The 25,623-nt window shown below is 54.6% G+C and carries 24 protein-coding genes, 1 pseudogene and 1 riboswitch; of the genes and pseudogenes, 2 read left to right on the forward strand and 23 right to left on the reverse strand.

Annotation, left to right across the window (positions count from 1 at the left end):
- Nucleotides 1-7: 7 nt before the first annotated feature.
- The 7 genes from plsX to KB235_RS11040 all read right to left on the reverse strand — a co-directional run bounded on the left by plsX (nt 8) and on the right by KB235_RS11040 (nt 7,376).
- The gene (gene plsX / locus KB235_RS11010; RefSeq protein ID WP_211779649.1) at nt 8-1,003 is read right to left on the reverse strand and encodes a phosphate acyltransferase PlsX; all 996 of its coding nucleotides are present in this window, start codon (nt 1,001-1,003) and stop codon (nt 8-10) included.
- Complete coding sequence (gene fapR / locus KB235_RS11015) at nt 1,000-1,569, reverse strand: transcription factor FapR (RefSeq protein ID WP_034815065.1); 570 nt, start codon at nt 1,567-1,569, stop codon at nt 1,000-1,002. The genes plsX and fapR overlap by 4 nt, the downstream gene beginning before the upstream one ends.
- 85 nt (nt 1,570-1,654) lie before the next feature.
- Nucleotides 1,655-3,685: an ATP-dependent DNA helicase RecG gene (gene recG, locus KB235_RS11020; protein ID WP_211779650.1), complete on the reverse strand. Its 2,031-nt coding sequence runs from the start codon at nt 3,683-3,685 to the stop codon at nt 1,655-1,657.
- Entirely contained in the window at nt 3,672-4,559 is an 888-nt protein-coding gene (gene sdaAA, locus KB235_RS11025; protein ID WP_034808968.1) for an L-serine ammonia-lyase, iron-sulfur-dependent, subunit alpha, read from the reverse strand. Before sdaAA ends, recG begins: the two co-directional genes overlap by 14 nt.
- A gap of 12 nt (nt 4,560-4,571) precedes the next feature.
- Nucleotides 4,572-5,234, reverse strand: a complete 663-nt coding sequence (gene sdaAB / locus KB235_RS11030) for an L-serine ammonia-lyase, iron-sulfur-dependent subunit beta (RefSeq protein ID WP_034808970.1) — start codon at nt 5,232-5,234, stop codon at nt 4,572-4,574.
- A 62-nt stretch (nt 5,235-5,296) separates the two neighbouring features.
- Nucleotides 5,297-6,991: a DAK2 domain-containing protein gene (locus KB235_RS11035; RefSeq protein ID WP_211779651.1), complete on the reverse strand. Its 1,695-nt coding sequence runs from the start codon at nt 6,989-6,991 to the stop codon at nt 5,297-5,299.
- Nucleotides 6,992-7,013: 22 nt separating this feature from the next.
- Entirely contained in the window at nt 7,014-7,376 is a 363-nt protein-coding gene (locus tag KB235_RS11040) for an Asp23/Gls24 family envelope stress response protein (RefSeq protein ID WP_034808973.1), read from the reverse strand.
- Between the two features lie 252 nt (nt 7,377-7,628).
- Between KB235_RS11040 and rpmB the strand changes: the two genes are divergently transcribed.
- The gene (gene rpmB / locus KB235_RS11045; protein ID WP_015881349.1) at nt 7,629-7,817 is read left to right on the forward strand and encodes a 50S ribosomal protein L28; all 189 of its coding nucleotides are present in this window, start codon (nt 7,629-7,631) and stop codon (nt 7,815-7,817) included.
- 58 nt (nt 7,818-7,875) lie between these two features.
- Here the strand turns inward: rpmB and KB235_RS11050 are convergent, their stop codons facing one another.
- The 14 genes and pseudogenes from KB235_RS11050 to gmk all read right to left on the reverse strand — a co-directional run bounded on the left by KB235_RS11050 (nt 7,876) and on the right by gmk (nt 21,732).
- Nucleotides 7,876-8,463, reverse strand: a complete 588-nt coding sequence (locus KB235_RS11050; protein ID WP_034808974.1) for a thiamine diphosphokinase — start codon at nt 8,461-8,463, stop codon at nt 7,876-7,878.
- On the reverse strand, nt 8,463-9,035 hold the full coding sequence (thiT, locus tag KB235_RS11055; protein ID WP_034808975.1) for an energy-coupled thiamine transporter ThiT: 573 nt from the start codon (nt 9,033-9,035) through the stop codon (nt 8,463-8,465). Before thiT ends, KB235_RS11050 begins: the two co-directional genes overlap by 1 nt.
- Nucleotides 9,036-9,110: 75 nt before the next feature.
- Nucleotides 9,111-9,210: riboswitch (TPP riboswitch) on the reverse strand.
- A gap of 19 nt (nt 9,211-9,229) precedes the next feature.
- Nucleotides 9,230-9,886, reverse strand: coding sequence for a ribulose-phosphate 3-epimerase (rpe, locus tag KB235_RS11060; protein ID WP_034815060.1), 657 nt, complete (start codon nt 9,884-9,886; stop codon nt 9,230-9,232).
- A 4-nt stretch (nt 9,887-9,890) separates the two neighbouring features.
- Nucleotides 9,891-10,775, reverse strand: a complete 885-nt coding sequence (rsgA, locus tag KB235_RS11065) for a ribosome small subunit-dependent GTPase A (RefSeq protein WP_211779652.1) — start codon at nt 10,773-10,775, stop codon at nt 9,891-9,893.
- Between the two features lie 46 nt (nt 10,776-10,821).
- A complete protein-coding gene (gene pknB / locus KB235_RS11070; RefSeq protein WP_211779653.1) occupies nt 10,822-12,765 on the reverse strand; it encodes a Stk1 family PASTA domain-containing Ser/Thr kinase in 1,944 nt (647 codons plus the stop codon).
- Between the two features lie 5 nt (nt 12,766-12,770).
- The gene (locus tag KB235_RS11075; protein WP_034808987.1) at nt 12,771-13,505 is read right to left on the reverse strand and encodes a Stp1/IreP family PP2C-type Ser/Thr phosphatase; all 735 of its coding nucleotides are present in this window, start codon (nt 13,503-13,505) and stop codon (nt 12,771-12,773) included.
- A gap of 8 nt (nt 13,506-13,513) precedes the next feature.
- Entirely contained in the window at nt 13,514-14,599 is a 1,086-nt protein-coding gene (rlmN, locus tag KB235_RS11080; RefSeq protein WP_034808979.1) for a dual-specificity RNA methyltransferase RlmN, read from the reverse strand.
- Between the two features lie 2 nt (nt 14,600-14,601).
- Entirely contained in the window at nt 14,602-15,930 is a 1,329-nt protein-coding gene (gene rsmB, locus KB235_RS11085; protein WP_034808980.1) for a 16S rRNA (cytosine(967)-C(5))-methyltransferase RsmB, read from the reverse strand.
- A 1-nt stretch (nt 15,931) separates the two neighbouring features.
- Nucleotides 15,932-16,903, reverse strand: coding sequence for a methionyl-tRNA formyltransferase (gene fmt / locus KB235_RS11090; protein ID WP_276514431.1), 972 nt, complete (start codon nt 16,901-16,903; stop codon nt 15,932-15,934).
- A pseudogene (def, locus tag KB235_RS15720) lies at nt 16,892-17,317 on the reverse strand (peptide deformylase); the annotation flags it as partial. The pseudogene def and the gene fmt, both read right to left, overlap by 12 nt.
- A gap of 11 nt (nt 17,318-17,328) precedes the next feature.
- Nucleotides 17,329-19,653 carry a primosomal protein N' gene (gene priA / locus KB235_RS11095; RefSeq protein ID WP_211779655.1) on the reverse strand — a complete coding sequence of 775 codons (2,325 nt, stop codon included), beginning with the start codon at nt 19,651-19,653 and terminating at the stop codon, nt 17,329-17,331.
- Nucleotides 19,650-20,840, reverse strand: coding sequence for a bifunctional phosphopantothenoylcysteine decarboxylase/phosphopantothenate--cysteine ligase CoaBC (gene coaBC / locus KB235_RS11100; RefSeq protein WP_034806388.1), 1,191 nt, complete (start codon nt 20,838-20,840; stop codon nt 19,650-19,652). Before coaBC ends, priA begins: the two co-directional genes overlap by 4 nt.
- A 59-nt stretch (nt 20,841-20,899) precedes the next feature.
- A complete protein-coding gene (gene rpoZ / locus KB235_RS11105; RefSeq protein WP_034806394.1) occupies nt 20,900-21,109 on the reverse strand; it encodes a DNA-directed RNA polymerase subunit omega in 210 nt (69 codons plus the stop codon).
- Nucleotides 21,109-21,732 carry a guanylate kinase gene (gene gmk, locus KB235_RS11110; protein WP_081825825.1) on the reverse strand — a complete coding sequence of 208 codons (624 nt, stop codon included), beginning with the start codon at nt 21,730-21,732 and terminating at the stop codon, nt 21,109-21,111. Before gmk ends, rpoZ begins: the two co-directional genes overlap by 1 nt.
- A 156-nt stretch (nt 21,733-21,888) precedes the next feature.
- Between gmk and KB235_RS11115 the strand changes: the two genes are divergently transcribed.
- The gene (locus KB235_RS11115; RefSeq protein ID WP_211779656.1) at nt 21,889-23,577 is read left to right on the forward strand and encodes an Rqc2 family fibronectin-binding protein; all 1,689 of its coding nucleotides are present in this window, start codon (nt 21,889-21,891) and stop codon (nt 23,575-23,577) included.
- Between the two features lie 196 nt (nt 23,578-23,773).
- Here KB235_RS11115 and KB235_RS11120 read toward each other — a convergent pair whose 3' ends face one another.
- Both KB235_RS11120 and KB235_RS11125 read right to left on the reverse strand, forming a co-directional pair.
- Nucleotides 23,774-24,730: an FUSC family protein gene (locus KB235_RS11120; protein WP_034806401.1), complete on the reverse strand. Its 957-nt coding sequence runs from the start codon at nt 24,728-24,730 to the stop codon at nt 23,774-23,776.
- Nucleotides 24,727-25,557: a DUF4097 family beta strand repeat-containing protein gene (locus KB235_RS11125; protein ID WP_211779657.1), complete on the reverse strand. Its 831-nt coding sequence runs from the start codon at nt 25,555-25,557 to the stop codon at nt 24,727-24,729. Before KB235_RS11125 ends, KB235_RS11120 begins: the two co-directional genes overlap by 4 nt.
- Nucleotides 25,558-25,623: the final 66 nt, after the last annotated feature.

Below are 25,623 nucleotides of genomic sequence, written 5' to 3' on the forward strand. Positions count from 1 at the left end.
CTTTACTTTAATCTGCGGTCTTCGCAGTGGCTTGTTTGATTTTAGCGACGACGTCGTGCTCCACCATGATTTTTGCTTGTTTGAGCGCGCTCATGATGGCGAGGGCGTCGCTCGATCCGTGGGCCTTGATGACAGGTGCGTTGATGCCGAACAATCCGGCCCCACCTTGCTCACGGTAATCTAGCGTCTGTTTCAATTTTTTCAACTTCGGTTTTAAGACGAGAGCAGCAAGCTTCGAGACGACGTCGCTCGTGAATTGCTCTTTCATCATCTTCATGAGCATCGACGAAGAGCCTTCGACACCTTTCAATAAAATGTTTCCGGCAAATCCTTCCGTCACGATGACGTCGACGTCGCCTGACATCGCCTCTCGGGCTTCGACGTTACCGACGAAGTGGACCGGTGCTTGTTCAAGGAGGGGGAACGCTTCTTTCGTCAGCGCATTTCCTTTCCCTGCCTCGGTCCCGATGTTGAGGAGCGCGACACGTGGGCGACTGACGCCTCGAACATGTTCCGCAAAGAGCGAGCCCATGATAGCGTAGTCAACCAAATGTTCAGGCTTCGCGTCCGGGTTCGCCCCGACATCTAAAATGACGACGCCGCTTCCCGTATATGTAGGGAACGTTGGCGATAGGGCCGGGCGTTCGATTCCTGGAATCCGTCCGATGACGAATAACGAGACCGCCATGAGCGCCCCAGTATTACCCGCTGACACGAGTGCGTCGGCTTTCCCGTCTTTGACGAGTTGTGCCGCCACGACGAGCGAGCTGTCTTTTTTACGGCGAACCGCCCGGACCGGCTCGTCTTCTCCGGTGATGACTTCACTTGCAGGCACGATTGTGACCCGCGAATCGGTCAATCCGTAGGAAGCGAGCTTCACCGCGTCCCCGACTAAAAAGAGTTCCATTTGTTCGTTCGGGAAGCGGTCGACGAATTGCTTGACGCCATCCACGATCGCTTTCGGGGCATGATCCCCGCCCATTGCATCGATTGCTAACTTCATGCTTGTTCCTCCTCACCGCGACGATAAATCGTGAAGTCTCCACTGAAGACACATTCATCGCCGACATAACTTTCCACTGTGACGTCCGTCCGTCCGTCCCGACGCAGTTTGATCACACGAGCCTTGGCAACGACTCGCTCACCGAGATGCACTTGGCGACTAAAGCGGATTTCCGCTTTAGTGGTCAACGCCAATTCATCGTTGATGAGCGCCACCGCTAACGAGTTGGCCTGGGCGAACAAGACGTGCCCCCGGGCGATTTCGTTGCGGCTAAAGACGTGTTCTCGCTCTATGTCGAGGACCGAGATGGCCGATTCGTCAAGTTTCAAGTCAATCATATCACCGATGACCTCGCTCATCGCGAGCGACTTCACTTCATCGAGGTGTTCTGAAGCAACATGCTTGATCCGTTCCCGTACTTCCGGAATCTTTAGCTCCATCCGATCGAGTCGAATCGTTTGAATGCTGACAGCGAACTGTTTGGATAGTTCGTCGTCCTTGATGAACGGGTTTTGTTCAATCGTTTCTTGCAGCAAGCGTTGCCGCTCTTTCTTAGGTACCCGCATTCAGTTCCCTCCTAAACTCTATGCTAAAGAACTTAATACCTGGTACTAATAGCAGTATATATTCTTTAGGTTTTATTTTCAAGTGTTATTCTAACCTTTCCCCGACGAGCAAATCGAGCCGCTTCAAATAGTCGCGAAGCGGGGCATATGCCGGTTCGTGCCAAAACGTGTCGCTACCGAGCAGACGGACCGCGTCTTGCATCGCGACCTCCATTACTTTCAGGTCGAGGACGGGATCGGCGACACGGAAGCTCGGCAGGCCGCTCTGGGCCGTCCCGAAGAAGTCACCCGCCCCTCGCAGCTCGAGATCTTTCTCGGCCAAGACGAAACCGTCGTTCGTCTCGGTCATCGTCTTCAGGCGCAACTTCCCGACGTCCGATTTCGGGTCGCCGATTAAAATACAGTACGATTGGTCGGCACCCCGTCCGACACGTCCTCTCAATTGGTGCAACTGCGCCAAGCCGAACCGTTCGGCGTCGTGGATGATGATGAGCGAGGCGTTCGGTACGTTCACGCCTACCTCGACGACCGTCGTCGAGACGAGCACTTTTAACTCAGCGGCCGCGAACGCCTTCATGACCTCATCTTTTTCGCTACTCGCCAACTTCCCGTGCATGAGACCAATCGCCGTACTCGGGAAACGCTGTTGCAACAGTTCAAAGAGCGCCGTCGCACTCTCGACTTCGAGCGTATCCGATTCCTCGATGAGCGGCGCGATGACGTACGCTTGGCGCCCGAGGGCGAGTTCCCGTTCGACCATCGTATGGACGCGTTCGATTTGGTCGGGTTTGGCCCAATACGTCTCGATCGGTTTTCGGCCGGCCGGCATTTCATCGATTGTCGAGACGTCCATCTCCCCGAACGCACTGATGGCGAGTGTGCGTGGAATCGGGGTCGCCGTCATATAGAGCACATCAGCGAGTTCGGCCTTGTCGCGAAGCATTTTGCGCTGTTCGACGCCGAACCGATGCTGTTCATCCGTGATGGCCAAGTGTAATCGATTGAACTCGACTGGTCCTTGAATCAACGCGTGTGTCCCGACGATGATGTCGACGTCGCCCGCTTTGATGGCGGTGAGCAACTCTGTCCGCGCTTTGCCTTTGACCGAACTCGTGAGTAGCGCGACGCGGATGCCGTACGGCTCGAAAAGGGCTTGAAGTGACGCGACGTGTTGTTCGGCCAATATCTCAGTCGGGACCATGAGCGCCCCTTGGAATCCCGCTCGCACGGTCGCATACAAGGCAATCGCGGCAACGACGGTCTTCCCGCTCCCGACATCCCCTTGTAACAAGCGGTTCATTCGTTCTGGCCGTTCCAGGTCGCCGATGATTTCCCGGACGACGCGCGTCTGCGCACCGGTGAGCGGAAACGCCAACTGTTTGACGAACGCGTTCAACTGTTGCTTGTCGAGTGTGAGCGCGCGTCCTTTCCCGGACCGTTCCATTTTACGAAACGCCTGCAACTTCAATTGATAGAGCAGGCACTCCTCATAGACGTAACTGCGGCGCGCTTGCTTGTACGCGTCGACCGATTCCGGGAAATGCATCCCTCTAAGCATCGAGGCCCGGTCTTTGAGACGATAGCGTTCACGGATTGACGTCGGCAAACGGTCCTCGAACGTCGTCACTTCGTTGAACGCGAGCTTGACGATCCGGCTGAAGTTCTTTTGGGTCAGGCCGGCTCGGAGCGAGTAAATCGGTTGGAGCCCATCCGACAATTCCCCGAACTCGAGATCGGTCGCACTGATCGTCATCCGGTTCATATCCCATTTTCCTTTGACCGTCACGGTCGATCCGAGCGTCAATTTGTCTTTATAGAACGCGCGGTTGAACATCGTCACGTGCACGACGTACCGCTCCTCGAGTAAGAGCCGGAACTGAAGCCGGTTCTTCCCTTTACTATAATAGCGGACGAGCGGTTCGGCTTGCACCGTGCCGCTCCATTTGACGAGATCCCCATGCACGGCCGTCGTCACCGTCCCACTATTATAGTTCTCATAACGAAACGGGACATGCTCAAGCACGTCCTCGATTCGTTCGAGACCCATCGCCTCTAATTTTTTGGCCATTTCCGGCCCGATACCTTTTAGTGTCGTGAGCGGCTCACTTCTCGACATTTTCTTTCGCTCCGAAGATGTTTTTCTCGAGTCGACGAGCCGTCGGTGTGTTCGCCAATCCGCCACGTGCCGTCTCTTTGAGCGCCGTCGGCATCATTTGACCAATCTCATGCATCGCCGAGATGACTTCGTCGCACGGGATGCGCGACGTGATGCCCGCGAGCGCCATATCGGCCGCAACGACCGCATTGGCGCCGCCCATGGCGTTTCGTTTCACGCACGGCACTTCGACGAGCCCGGCGACCGGGTCACAGACGAGCCCGAGCATGTTTTTCAAGGCGATTGCGAACGCTGTCGCCGACTGTTCTGGCGTCCCGCCGGCAGCTTCGACGATTGCCGCAGCCGCCATTCCCGTCGCGGAACCGACCTCGGCTTGACAACCACCGGCCGCACCAGAGATTGAGGCGTTGTTCGCCACGACGAACCCGAACGCACCGGACGTGAACAAGTAACGGACCATCGCTTCACGGTCCATCTCAAGCCGGTCTTTCACCGCAAAGAGTGTACCCGGTACGACACCAGCGCTCCCTGCCGTCGGCGTCGCACAAATCCGTCCCATCGCAGCGTTCACTTCGTTCGTCCCAATCGCTTTGGCGACCGCATCTAAAATCAAATCGCCGGCGAGCGATTTCCCGGACCGGACGTAGTCTTGCATGAGCACGGCATCGTTGCCTGTGAGGCCGGTGACGGACGTCACGCCTTGGAGCGCACGCTCGACCGCTTCTTCCATCACCTCGAGGTTCCGTTCCATCATCCCGAACACGTCCTCGCGGGACGCCCGACGTACGTGCATCTCTTGCTCAATCATCACTTCCGAGATCGGGACGCCTCGTTCCGTCGCCGTCCGGACCAATTCTTCTACTGATTTAAACATAATCGATTCTCCTTATTCCCCAAAGATGGCTACCCGTTCGATTTGTGGCAACCGTTCAATCTCCGCCAACACGTCTTTTGATAAATGTTCATCAATCTCAATCGCCATAAGCGCTTGTTTGCCTTTTTCATGGCGGCTCACTTCCATATGGCCGATGTTCAGTTCGTGCTTGGCGAGGATGCCCGTCACCGCCGCAATCGCCCCGAAGCGATCATGATGCAAGACGACGAGCGCCGGGCCACCGCCAGATAGTTTCAGCGGGAAGCCGTTCAACTCGGTGATTTCAATCGTACCACCACCAATCGAGATTCCGACGATTTCAAACGTCCCGTCCTCATCCTCGAGATGGACGCGGGCCGTGTTCGGATGGTCCGTCAATGCATCGCTCGTCTCGAACCGGACCTCGATTCCGCGTTCGCGAGCGATGTCAAGCGCTTGTGGGATGCGCAAATCGAACGTATCGAATCCCATGATGCCGCCGACGATGGCGACATCGGTCCCGTGTCCGCGATACGTGTCGGCAAAACTACCGTAAAACGTGATGCGGGCGACGCGCGGTTGCCGACCGAACAACTTCCCAGCCATGAGACCGATACGCGCGGCACCGGCCGTATGCGAACTGGACGGTCCGACCATGACCGGACCGATGATATCAAACACACTGCGATATTTCATCGCATTTCCCCCTTTCAAAAAACCCTACCTTCATTATACAGAAGGTAGGGCCGAGATACAGCTTATTCCACACTAAAAATATAGGAGTAGAGCGGTTGCTTCCCGTCATGAACTTCGATTTCAATCTCATCGTTCTTCGATTCGATATAAGCCGACAGTTCCGCGACGTCTTCAGCCGATGAACCTTCTCCTGTTAAAATCGTGATAATCTCATCGTCTGCATCGATGAGCGCGTCGACGAGTTGTTTTGCCGCTTCGAGACTCGAAGCCGACGAGGCGACGATCTTCTTCTCGGCAATGGCCATATGGTCGTCTTTCCGAATCTCGACACCGTCAATACTCGTATCACGGACGGCGTACGTCACTTGGCCAGACTTGACCGCACTTGCCGCCGATTTCATGCCTGACTCGTTCGTCTCGACGTCCGCCTCTGGATTGAAGGCGATTGCCGCTGCGAGTCCTTGCGGGACCGTCTTCGTCGGGATGACCGAGACACCGCATGGGGCGACCGAAGCTGCTTGCTCCGCTGCCATGATGATGTTTGAGTTGTTCGGGAAGATGAAGACGTGCTCGGCGTTCGCCGCTTCGACTGCCTTGACGATATCTTCCGTCGATGGGTTCATCGTCTGCCCGCCTTCGATGACGTGTGCTGCTCCGAGTGAGCGGAACAAGTCGCTGACGCCTTCACCCATCGCAACCGTGACGATTGCGTATGGCGCTTTTGGTTTCGGAGCTGTCGCTACTGGAGTCGGTTGGACACCGTGTTGGTTCGCGCCGTGCTCTTCTTCGAGAATCGTCGAATGCTGTTGACGCATGTTCTCGATTTTGACCGCGACGAGCTCGCCGAAACGTTGTCCTTTCGTGATGACGTCTCCTGGCGTCTCGACGTGGACGTGAACTTTGAGCAATTCTTCGTCGGCGACGACGAGGAGCGAGTCTCCGAGTTCAGACAGTTCGTTCCGGAACGCATCTTCATTGAACGGTGCGTCTTTCAACTTCTCATCTTGGAAACGAACCATGATTTCCGTGCAGTAACCAAATTCGATGTCTTCGGTCGACATGAATCCTTGGGCCGCATGGGCGTGATGTTCGGCTTCGATGAGCGCGTCCATGACTGGTGTGTGCGGTTTTTCAAGTTCTTTCCCTTCGAGCGTGGCAAGGAACCCTTCATAGATGACGAGTAACCCTTGTCCACCAGAGTCGACGACGCCGACTTCTTTCAATACCGGAAGCAAGTCCGGTGTGCGATCGAGCGACGCTTTCGCCTCGGCGACGATTCGCTCCATCAACTCGTTGAAGTCACTTGTCGACTCGGCCGCGACGAGTGCCTCGTCTGCCGCTTCACGGGCGACCGTCAAAATCGTTCCTTCAACCGGTTTCATGACCGCTTTATACGCCGTATCGACACCGCGTTTGAGCGCTTCTGCGAAATCGAGAGTCGAGAGTTCTGACTTGCCTTCAATCGACTTGCCGAATCCACGGAATAATTGACTTAAGATGACGCCTGAGTTCCCACGCGCCCCCATCAATAACCCGCGCGCAAATTTCGCCGACACGTCGGCCGCGTTCTTTGTGTTGAGTGCCGCGACTTCCTTCGCTCCTGACGTTATCGTCAAGTTCATGTTCGTTCCTGTATCCCCGTCTGGGACCGGGAAAACGTTAAGCGAATCCACGTAATCCGCATTTTGACTTAAGTTGGCTGCTCCGTTTGCAATCATGTTCGCGAGCACCAATCCATCTAGACGTTTTAAACCCACACCAAATCCTCCTCCGTTTCCGTCAGTCATTCGTCAGCCGAACGCCTTGGACGAATATGTTTACTGACGAAACGTTTAATCCTAACGTTTCACCGAGCGTGTACTTCACGCGACTTTGCACGTTATATGCTACTTCTGACACTTTCGTACCGTAGCTGACAATAATGTGCATGTCGATATGTACATCATCACCATCTTGTCGTACGACGACACCGCGCGCGTAGTTCTCACGTTTCAATAGTTCCGCGATTCCGTCTTTCAATTGAGCTTGAGACGCCATGCCGACGACTCCGAAACATTCCATCGCCGCGCCACCCGCGAGTGTTGCCACGACGTCGTTCGTAATGTCAATATTGCCATATGTTGTCTTCATATCAATTGCCATATGGAGTAGCCTCCTTCATTCGGAATGATTCCTTCACTACATTCTACAATATCTACCTCGTTATTTAAAGGACCTGCTCCTAAACTCGGTCAATTGTGGTCGTAACCCTCATCCATTATTAAAATCCTTACCAGTAATGTCAAGTTTTTTTCTTGTCATACTATTATTTTCTAGTTGCATCGGGAAAAAACCCGTGCTAATATAAACGAGTGTCTATTAGGACGAACCCACATAAAAAAGGAGGGGAAACGCATGGCACGTAAATGCTACGTAACAGGTAAATCACCTAAGTCAGGTAACAACCGTTCGCACGCACTCAACAAGACGAAACGTACTTGGGGTGTAAACGTACAAAAAGTTCGTATTCTCGTTGACGGTAAACCGAAACGCGTTTGGGTTTCAGCTCGCGCTCTTAAATCAGGTCTCGTTGAACGCGTATAATCTTATACACGAACGAAACAAATCCCAGCGGCATGCGCCGATGGGATTTTTTTTGTGCTTATTTTTTGACGTACAAGACGAGGACCATACCGTCATGTACGACGAGTTCTGCCGTTTTTGCGTCCCACTCGTTTGAAATCGTCAACGCCTCGTGGCTGACGACGTCGTGACGGTCGAGCGGGTATTTGACGCCACGGATCGTGACGTTCGCCCGCTTCCATGGAATGAGCGACAAATAATGGTCGTCACGCCGCGCAAGCGCGTGTCGGCCCTCCCGTGCGAGAGAGACGATTTGGCCGTCGGCATAAAGACACATCTCCGGGTAAGCCTCGAGCAACCCGATGTTCCCGAGCGTCATGTCGAGCCTGCCTCCGAGCGCTCCGTAGACGAGCATCTCGTCAGCCCCATGCCCGCGTGCCGCCTCGAGGGCGATCTCGAGGTCGGTCACGTCTTTTTCAGACGGATAGCGTAACGCCTCATCCGGTACGACTCCCGTGAACGAATCGAAGTCGCCGACGACGAGGTTCGGTTCAATCCCTTGGGCGAGGAGCGTCGCGTAACCCCCGTCGACGGCGATGACGTAATCGACGTCGTCGGGAAGAGACGGAACGGGTGACGGACTAGCCGCCACAATCAAGACACGCATTAGCGGACGTCCCGCGTGGCGAGCGTCGCGAAGCGCGGCGCCGTCGTGAACAAGAGCACGAGCACAATCGTCGCAATCAAGAAGGACGGGAGCATATACGTCATGTTATAGCCGAGCGAATAGGCGACGACCGGCCCTTCCGCATATTGGGCGAAGAAGACGATTCCCGACAGGACGTGCGCGGCGTAACGGAGGAGCGAACCGAGGAGCGCCCCGAGCACCAAATAGAGGACGAGCGTCTTTTTCGAACCGTCTTTGGCGGCCCGTTTCACTTGTCCGGCGAAGACGCCCGCCATCCCGACGAGGCCATACGCGAACGTGTAGTCGACTAAAAATTGGACCGGCGTGAAGATGTAGGCGCCGAACAGCAGTTGGAGCGTCCCGACGAGCGCGCCGGTCGCGAGACCGCCTTTTAATCCATGGCGATACGCCATCACGAAAATCGGCAACATGACGAGTGTGATCGACCCACCTTGCGGCATCCGATACGGCATGAGCAAATCAAAGATCAAGGCGAGCGCCGAGAAGAGTGAAATCTCAATCAGCGCCTGTAGTGTTAATTTTTGTTTCATTTTCCATTTCCCCCTTTATCGTAAAGAACGACAAAAAGCAGCATGACGTAAACGCCATGCTGCTTGGATTCGCAACGTGCATTTTCGCCACATCCCTACGTCCGTGTGAACGGAACAGGTTCAAAGGGTTAGCGCATGCCTCTCAGCCACAGATGTGACACCCCTTGCGACAATATTTGTTGTTCTATCCTCGATTATACACGAGATGCGTTGCGAATGCCATCGATTGCTGCTTTATAGTCCGGTTCGTTGTAAATCGCCGAGCCCGCAACGAGGACGTCAGCCCCTGCGTCGATGCACAGTTTCGCCGTCGTCGCGTTCACGCCGCCATCAATCTCGATTTCAAAGTCGAGCCCACGTGCTTGACGCATCTCGCGGAGTGCCGCGATTTTCGGAACGACCGACTCGATGAACGCCTGCCCCCCAAAGCCCGGGTTCACGGTCATAAGAAGCACCATGTCGACGTCTTGGACGACATGCTCAATCGTACTGATTGGCGTATGCGGGTTCAAGACGACCCCACTTTTCGCCCCGGCCGCCTTGATTTGTTGCAAGACGCGATGTACGTGATTCGTCGCCTCGACGTGGATCGTGACGATGTCCGCTCCCGCTTTAATGAAATCATCGACGAACCGTTCCGGCTGGTCAATCATCAAGTGGACGTCCAATACCATGTCGGTCTTTTGACGTAAGCTCGAAAGGACAGGCAAGCCAATCGAGATGTTCGGGACGAACTGTCCGTCCATGACGTCAAAATGGATATAATCGGCCCCGGCCGTCTCGACCGCTTTCACTTCTGCTTCTAGGTTGGCGAAGTCCGCCGCTAAAATCGATGGTGCAATTTTAATCATCAGTTCAGTACCTCCGTTGTCTATCGTTAATCTCTTCCATAAACGTAACATAGTTGTCGTAACGAGTGGAAGCGATTTCGCCCGATTCGACGCCCGCCTTGACGGCACAGCCCGGCTCGTTCACGTGGGCACAGCCCCGGAACTTGCAGTCGTCATGTCGTTCGACGAACTCGGGGAAGCACCAACGCAACTCTTCCGCTTCGAGCTCTTGTGGGAACTCGAGGCTTGAGAAGCCAGGCGTGTCGGCGACGAGACCACCGCCGAGTTGAATCAGCGTGACATGACGCGTCGTATGCTTCCCGCGGCCGAGCGACTTCGAGATTTTCCCGGTCGCAAGCTCAAGATCTGGCGCGACGGCGTTCAACAGTGAACTCTTCCCGACACCGGTCTGGCCCGCAAATACACTTGTCTTCGCCTCGAACAAGTCCCGTATCGCCTCGACCCCAGACCCTTTCTCTGTCGACGTCTCGATGACGTCATAGCCAATCGACCGATAGAGCGAAGCCGCCTGTTCAATTGCTTCCATCTCATCCTCATTCAGCAGGTCCATCTTCGTCAACACGATGATCGGATGAATCTGTTTCGATTCAATCAAGACGAGAAAACGATCGAGCAAGTGATACGAGAACGCCGGTTCCTTCACCGAGAACAGTAAGAACGCTTGATCGATATTGGCGATCGGTGGTCGGACGAGGTGGTTCGACCGCTCGTCGACGGCTAAAATGTAGCCGGTCCCGTCTTTTTGATCTTGAATCTCAACATCGTCTCCGACGACCGGCGAGATGTTGCGATTACGGAAATTTCCGCGTGCACGACAGCGAATCTCTTGCTTTGTTTCTGTCATGACATCGTAAAAACCGCCTTGTAGGCGAATGATCGTTCCTTTCATCCTGTTTCCTCCTAGAAAAAGAGGTGACGCGCACGCCACCTCTTTGTTATTGTGCATCCTTCGCTTGGGCGTACGTGACCGAGTCGGTCCGAACGACTTCCCCATCGACTTCAATCGTCGCCGTCCCGACTTCGTCAGGCGCGATGACGAGCGTATAGGAGTATGTCGTCGTCTCCGTTATCTTATCACGGAGCACTTCAATCTCGCCACGCGCATCGACCGTCCGAATGACGACCTCGACGGGATCAGGCGTCTCGCCATCTGCCGGTGGTTCGATCTCTACGCTCACTTCTCGTTCGATGGACGCATCCGTCGGTTCGACACCGAGCGAGACGATGACCGTCAATTCCGTACCTGGGTCAACGGCCGTGCCTGCTGTCGGCAGCTGGCGGATGATTTGGTTCGAAGGTACGCTCGTCGAATACTCGTCACGCTTGACGATTTTCAAGTTGTTTTGTTCGGCGTACGTCGTCGCTTCTTCGAACGTGTAACCGGCCAAGTTGGCAAGTTCGATTTTATTGCTGCCCGTCGACACGACGAGCGTGACCGTCACTTCTGACGGGACGACTTCTTCGCCCGGAGCGAGCGATTGTGAGATGACATCTCCGTTATCGACCGTCTCCGAAGCTTCTTTTTGGATGTCGATATCCGTGAAGTCCAAGTCTTTCAACGTTCGCTCTGCCGCCGACTGGGACAACCCTTCGACGTCCGGCATCCGGACCGTCTCTTTCCCTGCCGAGACGACGAGCGTGACCGTCGTACCGCGTTTTGGCTTCCGTCCGGCCGGTGGATTTTGTGAAATGACGTTACCAGCTTCGATGTTGTCACTAGCCCGTTCCGTCACATCGACGACGAAGCCCGAAGCCTCGAGTTCTGTCGTCGCCTCGTCTTCAGTCATTCCGACGACGTCAGGTACGACGGACCGTGACATCTCGTCTGCGACGACGTACGCCCCGATTCCACCGCCGATGAGTAACAGCGCGAGCAATAACCAGAGCCACCATTTGCGTTTCTTCGGCTTCTTGGCGTCCGGTTTCGGTTCGACCGGTGCGACCGGTTTCGACGGCTGCTCGCTCGGTGGCGTCGTCTCTTCCGCGACGACCGGTGCCATGACGAGCGTCTGGTCGAACGCATCTTGTTCCGCATTCACTCGTTTCGGCTCGTTCGCGCGCGCCGGATCGAGTGAAGTCATGCAGTCTTTCTTGAATGAGGCGACCGACGTGTGTCGTGCGCCAGGCGATTTCGCGAGCGCCTGCATGATACAGTTCTCGAGCGCTTGCGGAATCTTCGGGTTCAAGTCCATCGGTCGAATCGGGTCGTCTTGCAGATGCTGAAGTGCGACGGCGACCGGTGTCTCTCCGATGAACGGAACACGTCCGGTCACGAGTTCGTACAACACGGCACCGAGCGAATAAATATCCGATTTCTCGTCGGCGAACTTTCCACGTGCCTGCTCTGGTGAGAAGTAATGGACCGAGCCGAGCACCGACATCGTATGCGTGAGCGTCGCGTTCGACATGGCGACGGCGATGCCGAAGTCCGTCACTTTCACGTTCCCGTTTTGGTCGATCATCATGTTTTGCGGTTTGATGTCGCGATGGATGATTCGGTTCGCATGGGCGTGGTCAATTGCATCACAAATCTGTCCCATGATGCGTAACGCCTCTTCGACAGATATGTATTCTTCTTGCAAGTATTGTTTGAGCGTCATCCCATCGACATGTTCCATGACGATATAATAGATGTCTTGCTCATCCCCGACGTCATAGATGGCGACGATGTTCGGATGGTTGAGGCTAGTTGCCGCGTGGGCTTCTCGTTCGAACCGTCGGATAAACTGTTCGTTATGCGAGAATTCAGATCGTAACACTTTGATGGCGACAGTACGGTTCAAAATCTCATCGTGGGCCCGATAGACATTTGCCATACCCCCGCTGCCGATTTGCTGTTCGATCCGATAACGATCGTTAATTCGTTCTCCGCTTCGCATCGGATTCATCCTCTCTTTCTATCTGTAAATTGGACGATAGCGACGGTAATGTTGTCGCTTCCGCCCAAGCGGTTGGCTTGATTGATCAATTGATCGGCTTTGACGTCAGCAGAAATCGGACGTTCGAGCACGAGCAAAATATCTTCATCCGTCAAGTGATTCGTCAACCCGTCCGTACAGATTAAGATTGTGTCGAATTCAGGTTCGGCAAATACTTGTAAATCAGGTTCGACGTGCTCGTTCGAACCAATCGCGCGCGTGATGATATTCCGTTTCGGATGGACCCGCATCTCTTCCTCGGTCAGTTCACCGAGCTGTTTCAAGACGTTGACGTAAGAATGGTCTTCGGTCAACTGATGCAGCGCCCCGTCGCGTAACGCGTAGACGCGGCTGTCCCCGACGTGAACGATGACGATCGTCTCATCGTGCCAGCACACCCCGGCAATCGTCGTCCCCATCATGACGAGGTTCGACTGTTTTGAAAAGGCGAGCACTTGTTCATTGGCTAGTTCCACGTTGTCGCGGAACCACTGCTCCATTTCCATCGGCGTGGCCGGAAGCGTCGGGAAAGCGCGTCGGAACTGTTCGATGACGAGTTCACTCGCGACTTCCCCGGCTTCATGCCCGCCCATCCCGTCGGCAACGAGGGCGATTCCGGCGTGCTCGTCCCCTAAAATCAGAACGGCATCCTCGTTTTGCGTCCTCACTTGCCCACGGTCGGTTCGATAGGCTAATTCCATCTTTCCCATTACCTCGTTTCTTGTTCGCGCTCCTTCGCTCGAAGCTGCCCACAAGCGGCATCGATATCCGAACCTTGTTCGCGACGAATCGTCACGTTCACTTTTCGATCTTTGAGCACTTTTTCAAAGGCAAAAATTTGTTTACGCGGTGTGCGGACGTAGTCACGCTCCAGTACGTGGTTGACCGGAATCAAGTTGACGTGACATTTGACGCCTTTCAACAAGTCGGCGAGTTGATGCGCGTGCTCTTCCGTGTCGTTGACGCCACCAAATAAACCGTATTCGAACGTGATGCGGCGACCGCTCTTCTCCGTATAGTAATTGACGGCTTCCATCAACTTATCCAAGTTGTAGGCCCGGTTGATCGGCATGAGACGTGTCCGGATTTCCGTCGTCGGCGCGTGAAGCGAGATGGCGAAGTTGATACGCATCCCTTCATCGGCGAACTTGTAGATTTTCGGTACGATCCCACTCGTCGAAACCGTGATGTGGCGTGAACCGATGTTCAAGCCGTCGTCGTGGTTGACCGTGCGCAAAAAGCGCATCAATTCGTCGTAGTTATCGAACGGTTCGCCAATTCCCATGACGACGATCGAGTCGACACGTTCACCGCTCGCGTCGAGCGCGCGTTGGACGTCGAGCACCTGGGCCGTGATTTCACCGGCTTCTAGGTTACGTTTCAAACCGCCGAGCGTCGAGGCACAAAACGTGCAGCCGATGCGGCAGCCGACTTGGGTCGTGACACAGACCGAGTTGCCGTACTCATGGCGCATGAGCACCGTCTCGATGGAATAACCGTCTTGAAGCTCGAACAAGAACTTGATCGTCCCGTCCTGTGACTCTTGACGGACGAGTTCTTTGAGTGTCGTCAATTGGAACGCCGCATCTAATTTCTCGCGGAGCGGTTTCGAGACGTTCGTCATGTCGTCGAACGATGTCACCCGCTTGACGTACATCCAGTCGTATAACTGTTTCGCGCGGAACGACTTTTCTCCTGCCTCGATGAGCCACTGTTCGAGCTCTGCGTACGTGAGGGAATAAAGTGACGGTTTGGCACCGACCAATGGATTTTTTTCAACTGCTTTTGGATTCATGTTTATACCTCTTTCTTGAATGCGGCGATATAGAAGCCGTCCGTCCCGAACGACGTCGGGAGTAATTTAAGTTCAGCACGGTCCGATGGCACCATCGAACGTACAGCGTGCGGGAGTCGCTCACGGAGCGTGTCATCCCACGTCAATCCGTTCGACAAGATATAGTCGGCCTGCTGCTCATTCTCAGACGGGTCGATTGTACATGTCGAGTACACTAGCGTACCACCTCGTTTTAAGAGAGGCAAGACAGCGTCGATAATTTCCCGCTGGACTTTCGGTAGCCCTGCGAGTCCGGCTTTGTCTTTTGTCCACTTGATGTCCGGTTTCCGGCGAATGACGCCTAACCCTGAACACGGGACGTCGAGCAAAATTCGGTCAAAGCTCTCTCGTTCGAACTTGTCTCCGGCGCTACGCGCATCGAGGGCAAGTGCGGTCACTCCATCGATCTGAAGACGTTTCGCTTGGCGTTCAATCAATTTTGCTTTGTGCGGGTGCAAGTCGAGCGCCGTGAGCGAGCCACCGTCCATCCGTTCGGCCGTATGCATCGCTTTCCCGCCCGGGGCGGCACATGCGTCGAGCACGTCATCATTCGCGTCGACACCGATCGCGTCGGCGACGAGCATCGAACTCTCATCTTGGACGGAGAGCAACCCTTCATCAATCAAGGATGTCGCGTGGACGTTCCCCGATTCGATGACGAGCCCGTCTTCTGACAACTCGGAACGTGACGTCAGTACCCCTTCGTCGGCTAAACGGTTCATCACCGCCTCGACGGTCGTCTGTTTCCGGTTGACCCGGACGGTGACCGGTGCCGGCTCATTGTTCAATTTACACATCGCCTCTGTCGCTTCGACGCCGTACGTATCGACCCAATCGGCGACGAGCCAATCGGGATGGCTATGTTCGATGGCGATGCGTTCCACGTCCGGCAATGTCGACAAATCAGGGAATCCGTCGCGAAGCACGTTTCGGAGTACGCCGTTCACGAATTTACCGGTGCCCGAATGGCCACGCTTTTTCGCGATTTCGACCGCCTCATGCAAGACGGCGCGGTCAGGCACTTTGTCGAGATAAAACAGTTGATACACACTCATGCGCAACAACGGCAAAACGAAACGGTCGAGCTTCCTCGGATTCTGAATCCGTTTCTCTAAAATATAATCGAGCGTCCGTTTCCGCCCGAGCGTCCCGTAGACGAGTTCTGTGTAGAGGCCGACATCTTTCGGGGCCAACTTCTTTTGTTTCAACAAATCGTTGACGGCAATCGTCGAATAGGCCCCGCCTTGTTCAATTTTAATCAGCGTATCAAGCGCTGCTTGTCTTACGTTCATGTCATCCTCCTAATTGGTCGCCCACTTGCAGTTTCTGTCCAGCTCCACGCATGAACGTGGCACCGTCCATTTGTTTTTTTCCAGCCGGTTGTAACAACGTCACTTTGATGGCGACATCATTTCCGGTCGCGACGACAAATCCGTCCTCCTCGAGGCGGACGATCGTGCCCGCTTCCCCGCTGCCCGTCGTCTTCTCGCTCGCGAACACTTTGACGCGTTCTCCGGCAATCGTCGTATAGGCGGTCGGGAACGGGTTCATCCCGCGGATATGGTTGTAAATCGTTTCGCCCGGTTGCGTCCAGTCGAGCGCTTCCCGCTCGCGACTGATGTTCGGCGCGAACGTGACGTCTTGCTCGTCTTGCGGCACTGCTTCAATCCAGCCTGCCAAAAATGCCGGTAGCGTCCGAATCAACAAGTCAGAGCCAGAAACGGCGAGCTTGTCGAACAGTGTGCCAACCGTATCCGTCTCCTCGATTGGCACGATCGTATTCGCAATCATGTCACCCGCGTCGAGTTGATCGACCATATACATGATCGTGACGCCCGTCTCGCGCTCTCCGTCGAGAATCGCTTGATGAATCGGCGCCCCGCCGCGGTACTTTGGTAGCAATGAAGCGTGAACGTTGATGGCGCCGTGTGGCGGTGCCTCTAACAGCTCCGTCGGGACGATTTGTCCATATGCGGCCGTCACGATCAAGTCTGGCTTGAGCGCGAGGATGTCCGCATAATCGGTGCGAACTTTTTCCGGCTGCAACACCGGGATGTCGTGGCGAAGCGCACACGCTTTCACCGGTGTCGGTTTCAATTCACGTTTGCGGCCGACCGGTTTATCCGGTTGCGAGACGACACCTACGACATTGTATCCTTCTTCGAGCAGGCGCTCAAGCACAGATACGGCAAACGTCGGCGTTCCCATGAAGACGATTCGCTTGTCCGTCCCTTTATCCGGAACGGCGAGCTTATCCGTGAACAACACACCATCTAAGTGGTCAATCTCATGTTGAATCGCTCGAGCGAAAAAACCGCTCGCTTTCACGCGCTGCTCGCGCCCTTTTAAATCTTGTGTCTTGACGACAATCGTCTCATGGCGTTCGACGAAACCGAATTCACCCGGAATGCTCAAACAGCCTTCGAGCCCGACTTCTTGACCCGACGTCTCGATGATCTCCGGGTTAATCAAGACGAGCGGTCCCGTCTCGTCATCCGTATGGACGACGGCGAGACGTTGGTTCAAGTTCACTTGCGGGGCGGCGACGCCGACCCCGTCATACTCGTACATCGTGTCGAACAGACGGTCGACCGTTTGACGCAACTTTTTATCAAACTTCGTCACCGGCTCACAGACGACCCGTAAAATCTCGTTTGGTACTTCTACTACTTTATACATCAAGTTCCACCTCACATGAATACGTATGGATTTACATCGATACTCAATTGATATTCTTTTTTGCTTATCGCTTTCGCCCGTGCCTGTTGGAGCGTGGCGAGCGCCGGATAGAGCGACTCGGGCTGTTTCGTCTTGATGAACAGCTGATAGCGATACATATTTTTCAATTTTGACAGCGGCGCCGGCATCGGTCCGTTCAATCGCGATTGGTCGATGTGCATGTTCATAAAGTCTTCGGCGAACTGCTCGGCCTCGGTCTGCGCGACGATCGGGTTCTCGGCCGCGATCGTGACGAGCGTGACGTACCAATACGGTGGATGCGTCCCGACTTGCCGCAGTCGCATCTCCTGCTCATAAAATGCTTCATAGTCATGTTCACTCGCCGTCTCGATGACGTAATGCTCCGGGTTGTACGTTTGGACGTACGCCTCTCCCGGAAGCTTACCTCGACCGGCACGGCCCGCCACTTGTGTGACGAGTTGGAACGTGCGCTCGGTCGCCCGAAAGTCCGGCATGCCGAGCGTCGCATCGGCCGCGAGTACCCCGACGAGCGTGACGTTCGGGAAGTCGAGCCCTTTGGCAATCATTTGCGTGCCGAGCAAGATGTCGGCCTCGCCGTCCTCGAACCGTTTCAGCAGTTGTTCATGCGCTCCTTTGCGTGACGTCGTGTCTTGGTCCATTCGGATGATTCTCGCGTCCGGGATGCGGTTGAGCAGCTCCGTCTCGATTTTCTGGGTACCGGTACCGAACTGTTTAATTTTTTTACTGTCGCACGATGGACATTTGGATGGCATCCCCATCTCATAACCACAATAGTGACACTTCAATCGATCGCCGTGTTGATGATACGTCAAGTTGACGGCACAGTGCGGGCACGTCAGTCCCTCCCCGCAATCCCGACACATGACGAACGTCGTGAACCCGCGCCGGTTGAGCAAGATGACACATTGTTCTTTTTTCGCGATGCGGTCGTTGATGGCGACAAACAAATCTTCCGAGAACATCGTCGTGTTGCCTCGTGCGAGTTCGCGCCGCATATCGATAATGTGCACCGGCGGCATCTTACCACCGTAACGCTCTTTCAAATGAAGATAGCGATAGACGCCGCGTTGCGCCCGTGCATACGACTCGAGCGACGGTGTCGCACTGCCGAGCACGACCGGACAGCCGTGATAGCGGGCCCGCCAAATCGCCACGTCCCGCGCATGATAGCGCGGGTTCTCTTCTTGCTTATACGTCGTCTCATGCTCTTCATCTAAAATGATGAGCCCGATGTTCTCGAGCGGGGCAAATACGGCCGAACGGGCCCCGACGACGACGTCGACTTCACGGCGCTTGATTTTACGCCATTCGTCGTATTTCTCTCCTTGGGAAAGCGCGCTATGGAGCACAGCGACGCGGTCCCCGAAACGGCGTTTGAATCGCTTCACCATCATCGGGGTCAAACTGATTTCCGGGACGAGTAAAATCGCTTGTCTGCCTTCATCGACGACTTGGCCAATCGCTTCGAGATATACTTCAGTCTTTCCGCTCCCTGTCACGCCATGCAACAACAGCGTCTCCCCGGCCTCCGCTTCACGAATCGCTCTCACGGCGACCGTCTGACTGTCGTTTAACTCGACCGTCTCGGTCACTTGCTCAATCAAGGCGTACGGGTCACGATTCAATTCAACCTCGGTCACCCGGACGGCGCCGAGCGCCTCGAGTTTTTGAAGCTGTGCCCGTGACAGGCCGATTTGCCTGAGCGACGACCAATACATGCGGGGCACGTCTTCAAGCAGACGCATCGCTTCTTGTTGCTTTTTCGCCCGGGCCGGAACGACACTCGCATCCAATCGTTCGATGACGAGGTCTGTCTTCACGGTCCGTTTTTCTTTTAATACAGGCGACAACGAGAGCTCGCCTTTTTTGGCGAGATCGAGAATGACGGACTGGACGTCTTTCGGATATTCCGACAAATGTGTACCGGCCCGAACCCCTTCCGGGAGCACCTCGCCTTTTATCTCTTTGTCATAACTGACTTTGAGCGCGGCCGGGAGCATGGCGAGTAAGGCTGATGATCGGAAACAGAGCGTCGTCTGTTTCACGTGGGTCGACAAATCGAGCAGCTCATCGGTCAAGGACGATTCCTCATCAAGAAGTGCCTCGAGCGGCTTGAGCCCGTCCCGGGTCCCTTCGGACAGACCGGTGACGATTCCAAGGAGTCGCCGCGTTCCGAACGGGACCGAGACACGCATCCCCGGCTCGATGAGCGATTCGAACTGGACCGGCACTTCGTAATCGAACGGCCGGTCTATCGTGATGACCGGTGCATCGACGTGGACGTGTGCAATCATCGAATCGCTTCCTTAAATTGAAGCAACAGCGCATGCGCCAACTCCTGTTTCGATTGGCGCGGTAGCCGGTGAACCGAGCCGTCCGCACGGAAGAGGGTGACCTCGTTCTCGTCTGCCCCGAACCCGATGCCCGGTGTCGCCACGTGATTCGCCACGAGATAATCGACACGCTTTTTCTCGAGTTTGGCGCGGGCATGCGTCTCGAGCTGCTCGGTCTCGGCGGCGAAACCGACGAGTATTTGGTCCCTTTTCTTCATCCCGAGCGTCTTTAATATATCTGTCGTCTCTTCGAGCTCGATCGTCAACGGCCCATGGACTTTCTTATGTTTCTCGGCATGGACGGTCGTCGGTCGATAGTCGGCGACCGCGGCCGATTTAATGACGAGGTGCTGGTCGTCGAAATGTGCGAGCACCGTCTCGAGCATTTCCGCGCTCGACTCGACGGGGAGCGCGGTCATGCCGTCGGGAATCGGGATTTGAAGCGGCCCGTGCACGAGCGTGACGTAGGCGCCCATATCCCGGGCCGCCTCGGCGAGGGCGACACCCATCTTCCCGGATGAGTCGTTCGAAAGAAACCGGACCGGATCAATCCGTTCGACCGTCGGGCCGGCTGTCACGAGCACGCGTTTACCGAGGAGATGTTTTGGGACGAATTGGCTCGCGATGATGCGCAGTAAGTCTTCCGGTTCCGGCAGACGTCCTCCGCCAATCCAACCGCAGGCGAGGTTGCCGACGCCAGGTTCAATGATTTGATACCCGTATGATTTGAGCGTCTCGATGTTACGGCGCGTCGCCGGATGGTCGAGCATGTTGACGTTCATCGCCGGCGAGATGATGACCGGACACGTCGCAGCTAAAATCGAAGTCGTGATAAAATCGTCCGCTAACCCGTTCGCGAGCTTTGCAATCATGTTCGCCGTCGCTGGTGCGACGACGATCAAGTCACTCGTATCCGGGACGTCGATGTGCGCGATTTTTGTCGGGTCATGTTCTTCGAACACATCCGTATAGACCGGATTCCGGCTGAGCGCTTGGAACGTCGCTTGACCGACGAACTGCTCGGCAGATGCGGTCATGGCGACGCGCACGTTCGCGCCCGCTTGTACGAGTTTCGACGTGAGTGCACACGCCTTGTAAGCAGCGATCCCACCGCTCACACAAAGCAAGATGTTCCGATCGTTCACCATTCACCATTCTCCCCTTTATAGACAATGAGACCCAAGTCGCAAACGACTTGGGTCACACTTCATCCGTTGTTCTTTTCGTTCGCGATGATTGTCGTGTCACCCGAATACAGTTCTTCTAGCGCTTGTCCGACCGGCTTATACGATTTTGGCGCGGCAACTTTCGGAGCTTTTCCGTCCTGAATTTGACGGGCCCGTTTAGCAGCGACCGTCACGATCGTGTACTTCGACGGGATTGTACGTTGTAAGGCATCAATCGAAGGGTATAACATTAAATGACCTCCATCATGGCTTTTTTATAGAGAGACGCGACACGTTCACGTTTGCAATGCTCGGCCGTCACGATCGCTTTGATGCGTTCAATCGCTTTTTCGACTTCATCATTGGTCACAACGTAATCATAGGCATCCATCAATTCGATTTCTTCACGAGCGACGAGCAGACGTTGTTTGATGACTTCTTCCGATTCCGTACCTCGACCGACGAGGCGGTTGCGGAGCTCTTGCAGGCTCGGCGGGGCCAAGAATAAAAAGACGGCTTCCGGGAAGCGTTCCTTCACTTGGAACGCACCTTGGACTTCAATCTCTAAAATGACGTCCTTCCCACCTTCGAGCGTTTCGCGTACCCACTCGACCGGTGTCCCGTAATAGTTCCCGACGAACTCGGCATGCTCGAGCAATTGCTTATGCTCAATCATGTCTTCAAACTGTTCTCTCGTTTTAAAGAAGTAATGCACTCCTTCAATCTCACCTTCACGTGGTTTCCGTGTCGTCGCCGATACAGAATATTGAAGGTTGTTATCCTCTTCCTCACGGAGTACGCGGCAAACGGTTCCTTTGCCGACACCGCTTGGACCGGACAAGACGATTAATAAACCTCGTTCTTTAAAATTCAATGCATTGCCCTCCATCTTCTAACATCACATTTCATAATAATAGCAGTCCACCGATTGTTACGGCAAGAAGAAGTTCGGATTTCCTACTTCATCGTACCATATTTTCCGTTAATCTGATAACGTAGAGACAGAAAAAGAACAAAGGTGATGAGACTAGTGGCATATGATGGATTAATGACATACCGAGTCGTGACGGAACTTCAGGCGCTCGTCGGTGGACGAATCAACCGCGTCCACCAGCCGTATGCGCTCGACTTGATGATGCAAGTGAGATCGAATCGACAGAACGTACAATTGCTCGTGTCAGCGAACGCGATGTACGCCCGACTTCAATTGACTGATACCGCAATTAAAAATCCGCAAGAACCTCCGATGTTTTGCATGATTTTACGAAAACATATCGAAGGTGGATTTATCACGGCTGTCGAACAAGTCGGCCGTGACCGTGTCATCGTCATTTCGGTCCGTTCGCGAAACGAGCTCGGTGACGAGGAGAACAAACGGGTGTATATCGAATTGATGGGGCGTCACTCGAACGTCGTCTTGACGAATGAGGACGGCAAAATTTTAGACGCCATCAAACATTTACCACCGTCCCAAAACACGTACCGGACAATCATGCCGGGTAGCGAGTACTTGTTGCCACCCGCTCAAGACAAATGCGACCCGCTGACAGAACGAGTGGAAGGATTAAAACGCATCGACTGGAATGCAGGCAAGCTCGATAAACAGCTCGTCTCAAGTTTCGCCGGGATGAGCCCACAAATCGCACAAGAAATCGTCTATCGGGCCAAAACGCCTAACCGCGCGAGTCTCGAGGCGGCGTTTGACAGTGTCATTGCTGACCTTGAAGGCGAATACGTCTTCCAACAGCTCGCCTCCGGAAAAGAACGGTTCGCTCCCGTCCGCTTGACGTTCGGTGACGTCATGTCAGAAGAGACGTATGACTCGAGTAAAGACGTGCTCGACCGCTTCTTCTATGAGAAAGCGAACCGCGACCGCGTCAAACAGCAGGCGCACGATGTCGAACGGTTGCTCAAATCCGAGCTCGAGAAAAATCAGTTGAAACGAAAACGTCTGCTCGATGATTTGAAGGCGACGGAACGGTCCGATGAGCTCCAAAAGTATGGCGAGCTGTTGACGACCTACTTATTCCAACTCGAGAAAGGGATGACCATCGCTCACGTCGTCGATTATTATGACGAGGACGGTGCCATGATCGACATCCCACTCGACCCGCTCAAGACACCGAACGAGAACGCGCAACGCTATTATAAGAAATACAACAAATTGAAAGTCGCAAAAGTCGAGGTGCAAAAGCAAATCGAGTTGAACGAAGCTGAGATCGTCTATTTGGAGACGTTGATCGCGCAACTCGATGTCGCCGCGCCGTCTGACATTATCGAGATTCGAGAAGAACTCGCTGAAGGCGGGTATATCCGTCAAAAGGCGCAAAAGAAGAAACAGACGAAAAAGATTGCCCTCGAAGGGTACGTCTCGTCGACCGGCACGGAGTTTTATGTCGGGAAGAACAACACGCAAAACGACCATTTGACGTTCAAATTCGCACGACGTGACGAGATTTGGCTTCACGTGAAAGACATTCCAGGCTCCCACGTCATCATCCGTTCGGTTGAACCGGACGAGACGACACTCCTCGAGGCGGCGACGGTCGCCGCCTACTTCTCGAAGGCGCGTGCCTCGAGCGGGGTTCCGGTCGACTACACGAAAGCGCGCCACGTGAAAAAACCGAGCGGCGCGAAGCCCGGGTTCGTCATCTACACGGATCAGCAGACGGTGTACGTCACGCCGGATGAGCGGCTCGTCAAATCACTCCAGCAATGAGCATTGGCCACGTCGCATGACGTGGTCTTGTTTGTGTAGATTCTTAGTATTGCCTTCGCTGGCACCCTCCGTTCCTGGGGCGATGCGACGGAGACCCAGCAGCGACTTCATGTCGCGATGCGGCTCCGGGATTGCCTGAGGAAAGCGTAGGCGCCGAGAGGACGAGCATTTTTATGAATCATGAACACAGGCTCCGTCATCGCGACGGAGCCTGTGTTTGTTTCGGGTCATGTTTGAACAACTCAAGCTGTTCATGGTAGTCAAGCAAGTGCCCGTGCAAGATTTCTGAGACGGATAAGTCTTCATGGGGCAACGTGAACAGCGAGTACGGCTTATCACACGTATAGAGGATGTCATGGTGATGGGCGAGTAAATATAAAAACTCGGCCTCGAACGTCTTTCGATCCTCCTCATCCATCAATAAGAGCGCCTCGCGATGTTCCGCTAAACTCTCGAGCAAGAGGACGAGCTTGTCCTCAAGGTGAATCAACAACCGATATTGTTTAATCGTTAAATGCTTCAACTTCACGTTCGTGACTTTCATGTCCTCTTGTAGCATCATGTGCAGTTCTTGATGACCGAGGATGCGGGCCCTCGTCTCGAGCAGTTCGGCCGGCGAACCGACGAGTTCACGCCAATGATGGAACATATAAGACGACGTCTTCCGAATCTCGCCGAGGAGTCGCTCCTCGTAACGCGGCGGCATGAACGCATAGTTCACACCGAGTGAGACGAAGACACCGACCGCGGTCAATAACGACCGGGTCCACGCGTAGTGGAAGAAGTCGGTCGTCGGATTCTCGAGCATGAGGACGATGGCGAACGCGGCGTACGTCGACATATGCGTCTTATCGAAAGTCGTGTTCAGCGTCAAGGCGACGATGACGGCGAGTCCTATTGAGATCGGGTTGACACCGAACGCATAGACGATGAGGAGGCCACACATCAGTCCGACCATCGTCCCGAAGATTCGACTGAAGACGATTTTTGACGAACGTTTGACGGTCGGCTGCATCGCGACGACCGCGGCGATGGCGCCCATACCGGAATAAATGCCGAACACGTACCACGATAACGCGATGGTGATGGCGACGGCGATGCCGGTCTTCAACGTCCGAAGACCGACTTTCGGGATGTATCGCTTATCCATCATCTCAACTCAACCTTCCCTGTCTCCGCAATCAAATCGATCGTCGGTCGGTTCGAGGTTGACAGCTGATACACACCGCTGCCAACCTCGTTGTAGCGTTCGGCAGCAGTCACGCTTCCTCCCGTATCGACGTTCACTTGACCAGTCGCATGTCGCGGCTCGAACGTGAGCGCTCCGGCTTCGGTTTGAACGGTCAACGCCCGGTTGACGACGATGTCGCGCACGGATGCCTCACGGTAAGAACGGATGTCCGCTTGGACGACCCGGACCGTCTCGAGCGTCACATCACTGCGCGTCTCGACACGTAGCCGGTCCGACTCGACTTTCGTCAAGTTGACCGCGTTCGCATCCAAGACGATCGACTTCCCAATCAACCCTTGACCCGTCACTTGCTCGGCAGTCACATCAATCGATGTCATCGAGCTCGGCAAGGCGACACGGATCTTATAGCGCGACGGGGATGCGCTCGGTCGGCTGCCGAACTGGCTGAAACGTCCGAACCGTTCGACGATTGAAATCGTATCCCCGACCGCCTTCACTTTGATCGTCCGTTCTTTCGAGTTTGTCTGTAGCACCTCGACTTGGACTTTTTCATTCGTGCTACGGACGAACTCGACGTTGCCATGCGCCGTCTCGAGCCGCAACTTCTTCATTTGATAACGGTCCTCATATTTGTCCCCGAGTGCCAACACGTCGCTAAATACGAATAAGTTCACGAAAAAGAGGGCGGGGAGGATGAGGAATACAAGGCCGAATGTGATTTTACGATGTTTCGGGACGTCTTGAAACCGGGCTTTCCATGACTTCCCTTTCATTCTAGAGTACGCCATATCTATCTCCTTCTTCATCTGCTTTCCCTATTCTAACACGTTCAGTATGTCATGATGCACAAAGAA

Source organism: Exiguobacterium alkaliphilum, assembly GCF_018138125.1.
Classification (GTDB): Bacteria; Bacillota; Bacilli; order Exiguobacteriales; family Exiguobacteriaceae; genus Exiguobacterium; species Exiguobacterium alkaliphilum.

Excerpts from the sequence above, each read along its gene's own strand:
- priA (WP_211779655.1), bottom strand. The coding sequence starts at position 19,653 with ATGATTGCACACGTCCACGTCGATGCACCGGTCATCACGATAGACCGG.
- sdaAA (WP_034808968.1), bottom strand. The coding sequence starts at position 4,559 with ATGTTTAAATCAGTAGAAGAATTGGTCCGGACGGCGACGGAACGAGGC.
- coaBC (WP_034806388.1), bottom strand. The coding sequence starts at position 20,840 with ATGGTGAACGATCGGAACATCTTGCTTTGTGTGAGCGGTGGGATCGCT.
- KB235_RS11120 (WP_034806401.1), bottom strand. The coding sequence starts at position 24,730 with ATGATGGATAAGCGATACATCCCGAAAGTCGGTCTTCGGACGTTGAAG.
- rsmB (WP_034808980.1), bottom strand. The coding sequence starts at position 15,930 with ATGAACGTAAGACAAGCAGCGCTTGATACGCTGATTAAAATTGAACAA.
- rpoZ (WP_034806394.1), bottom strand. The coding sequence starts at position 21,109 with ATGTTATACCCTTCGATTGATGCCTTACAACGTACAATCCCGTCGAAG.
- rlmN (WP_034808979.1), bottom strand. The coding sequence starts at position 14,599 with ATGAATCCAAAAGCAGTTGAAAAAAATCCATTGGTCGGTGCCAAACCG.
- KB235_RS11050 (WP_034808974.1), bottom strand. The coding sequence starts at position 8,463 with ATGCGTGTCTTGATTGTGGCGGCTAGTCCGTCACCCGTTCCGTCTCTT.
- recG (WP_211779650.1), bottom strand. The coding sequence starts at position 3,685 with ATGTCGAGAAGTGAGCCGCTCACGACACTAAAAGGTATCGGGCCGGAA.
- plsX (WP_211779649.1), bottom strand. The coding sequence starts at position 1,003 with ATGAAGTTAGCAATCGATGCAATGGGCGGGGATCATGCCCCGAAAGCG.
- thiT (WP_034808975.1), bottom strand. The coding sequence starts at position 9,035 with ATGAAACAAAAATTAACACTACAGGCGCTGATTGAGATTTCACTCTTC.
- rsgA (WP_211779652.1), bottom strand. The coding sequence starts at position 10,775 with ATGAAAGGAACGATCATTCGCCTACAAGGCGGTTTTTACGATGTCATG.
- KB235_RS11075 (WP_034808987.1), bottom strand. The coding sequence starts at position 13,505 with ATGGAATTAGCCTATCGAACCGACCGTGGGCAAGTGAGGACGCAAAAC.
- KB235_RS11040 (WP_034808973.1), bottom strand. The coding sequence starts at position 7,376 with ATGGCAATTGATATGAAGACAACATATGGCAATATTGACATTACGAAC.
- pknB (WP_211779653.1), bottom strand. The coding sequence starts at position 12,765 with ATGCGAAGCGGAGAACGAATTAACGATCGTTATCGGATCGAACAGCAA.
- rpe (WP_034815060.1), bottom strand. The coding sequence starts at position 9,886 with ATGATTAAAATTGCACCATCGATTTTAGCGGCGGACTTCGCCAACCTA.
- sdaAB (WP_034808970.1), bottom strand. The coding sequence starts at position 5,234 with ATGAAATATCGCAGTGTGTTTGATATCATCGGTCCGGTCATGGTCGGA.
- rpmB (WP_015881349.1), top strand. The coding sequence starts at position 7,629 with ATGGCACGTAAATGCTACGTAACAGGTAAATCACCTAAGTCAGGTAAC.
- fapR (WP_034815065.1), bottom strand. The coding sequence starts at position 1,569 with ATGCGGGTACCTAAGAAAGAGCGGCAACGCTTGCTGCAAGAAACGATT.
- KB235_RS11125 (WP_211779657.1), bottom strand. The coding sequence starts at position 25,557 with ATGGCGTACTCTAGAATGAAAGGGAAGTCATGGAAAGCCCGGTTTCAA.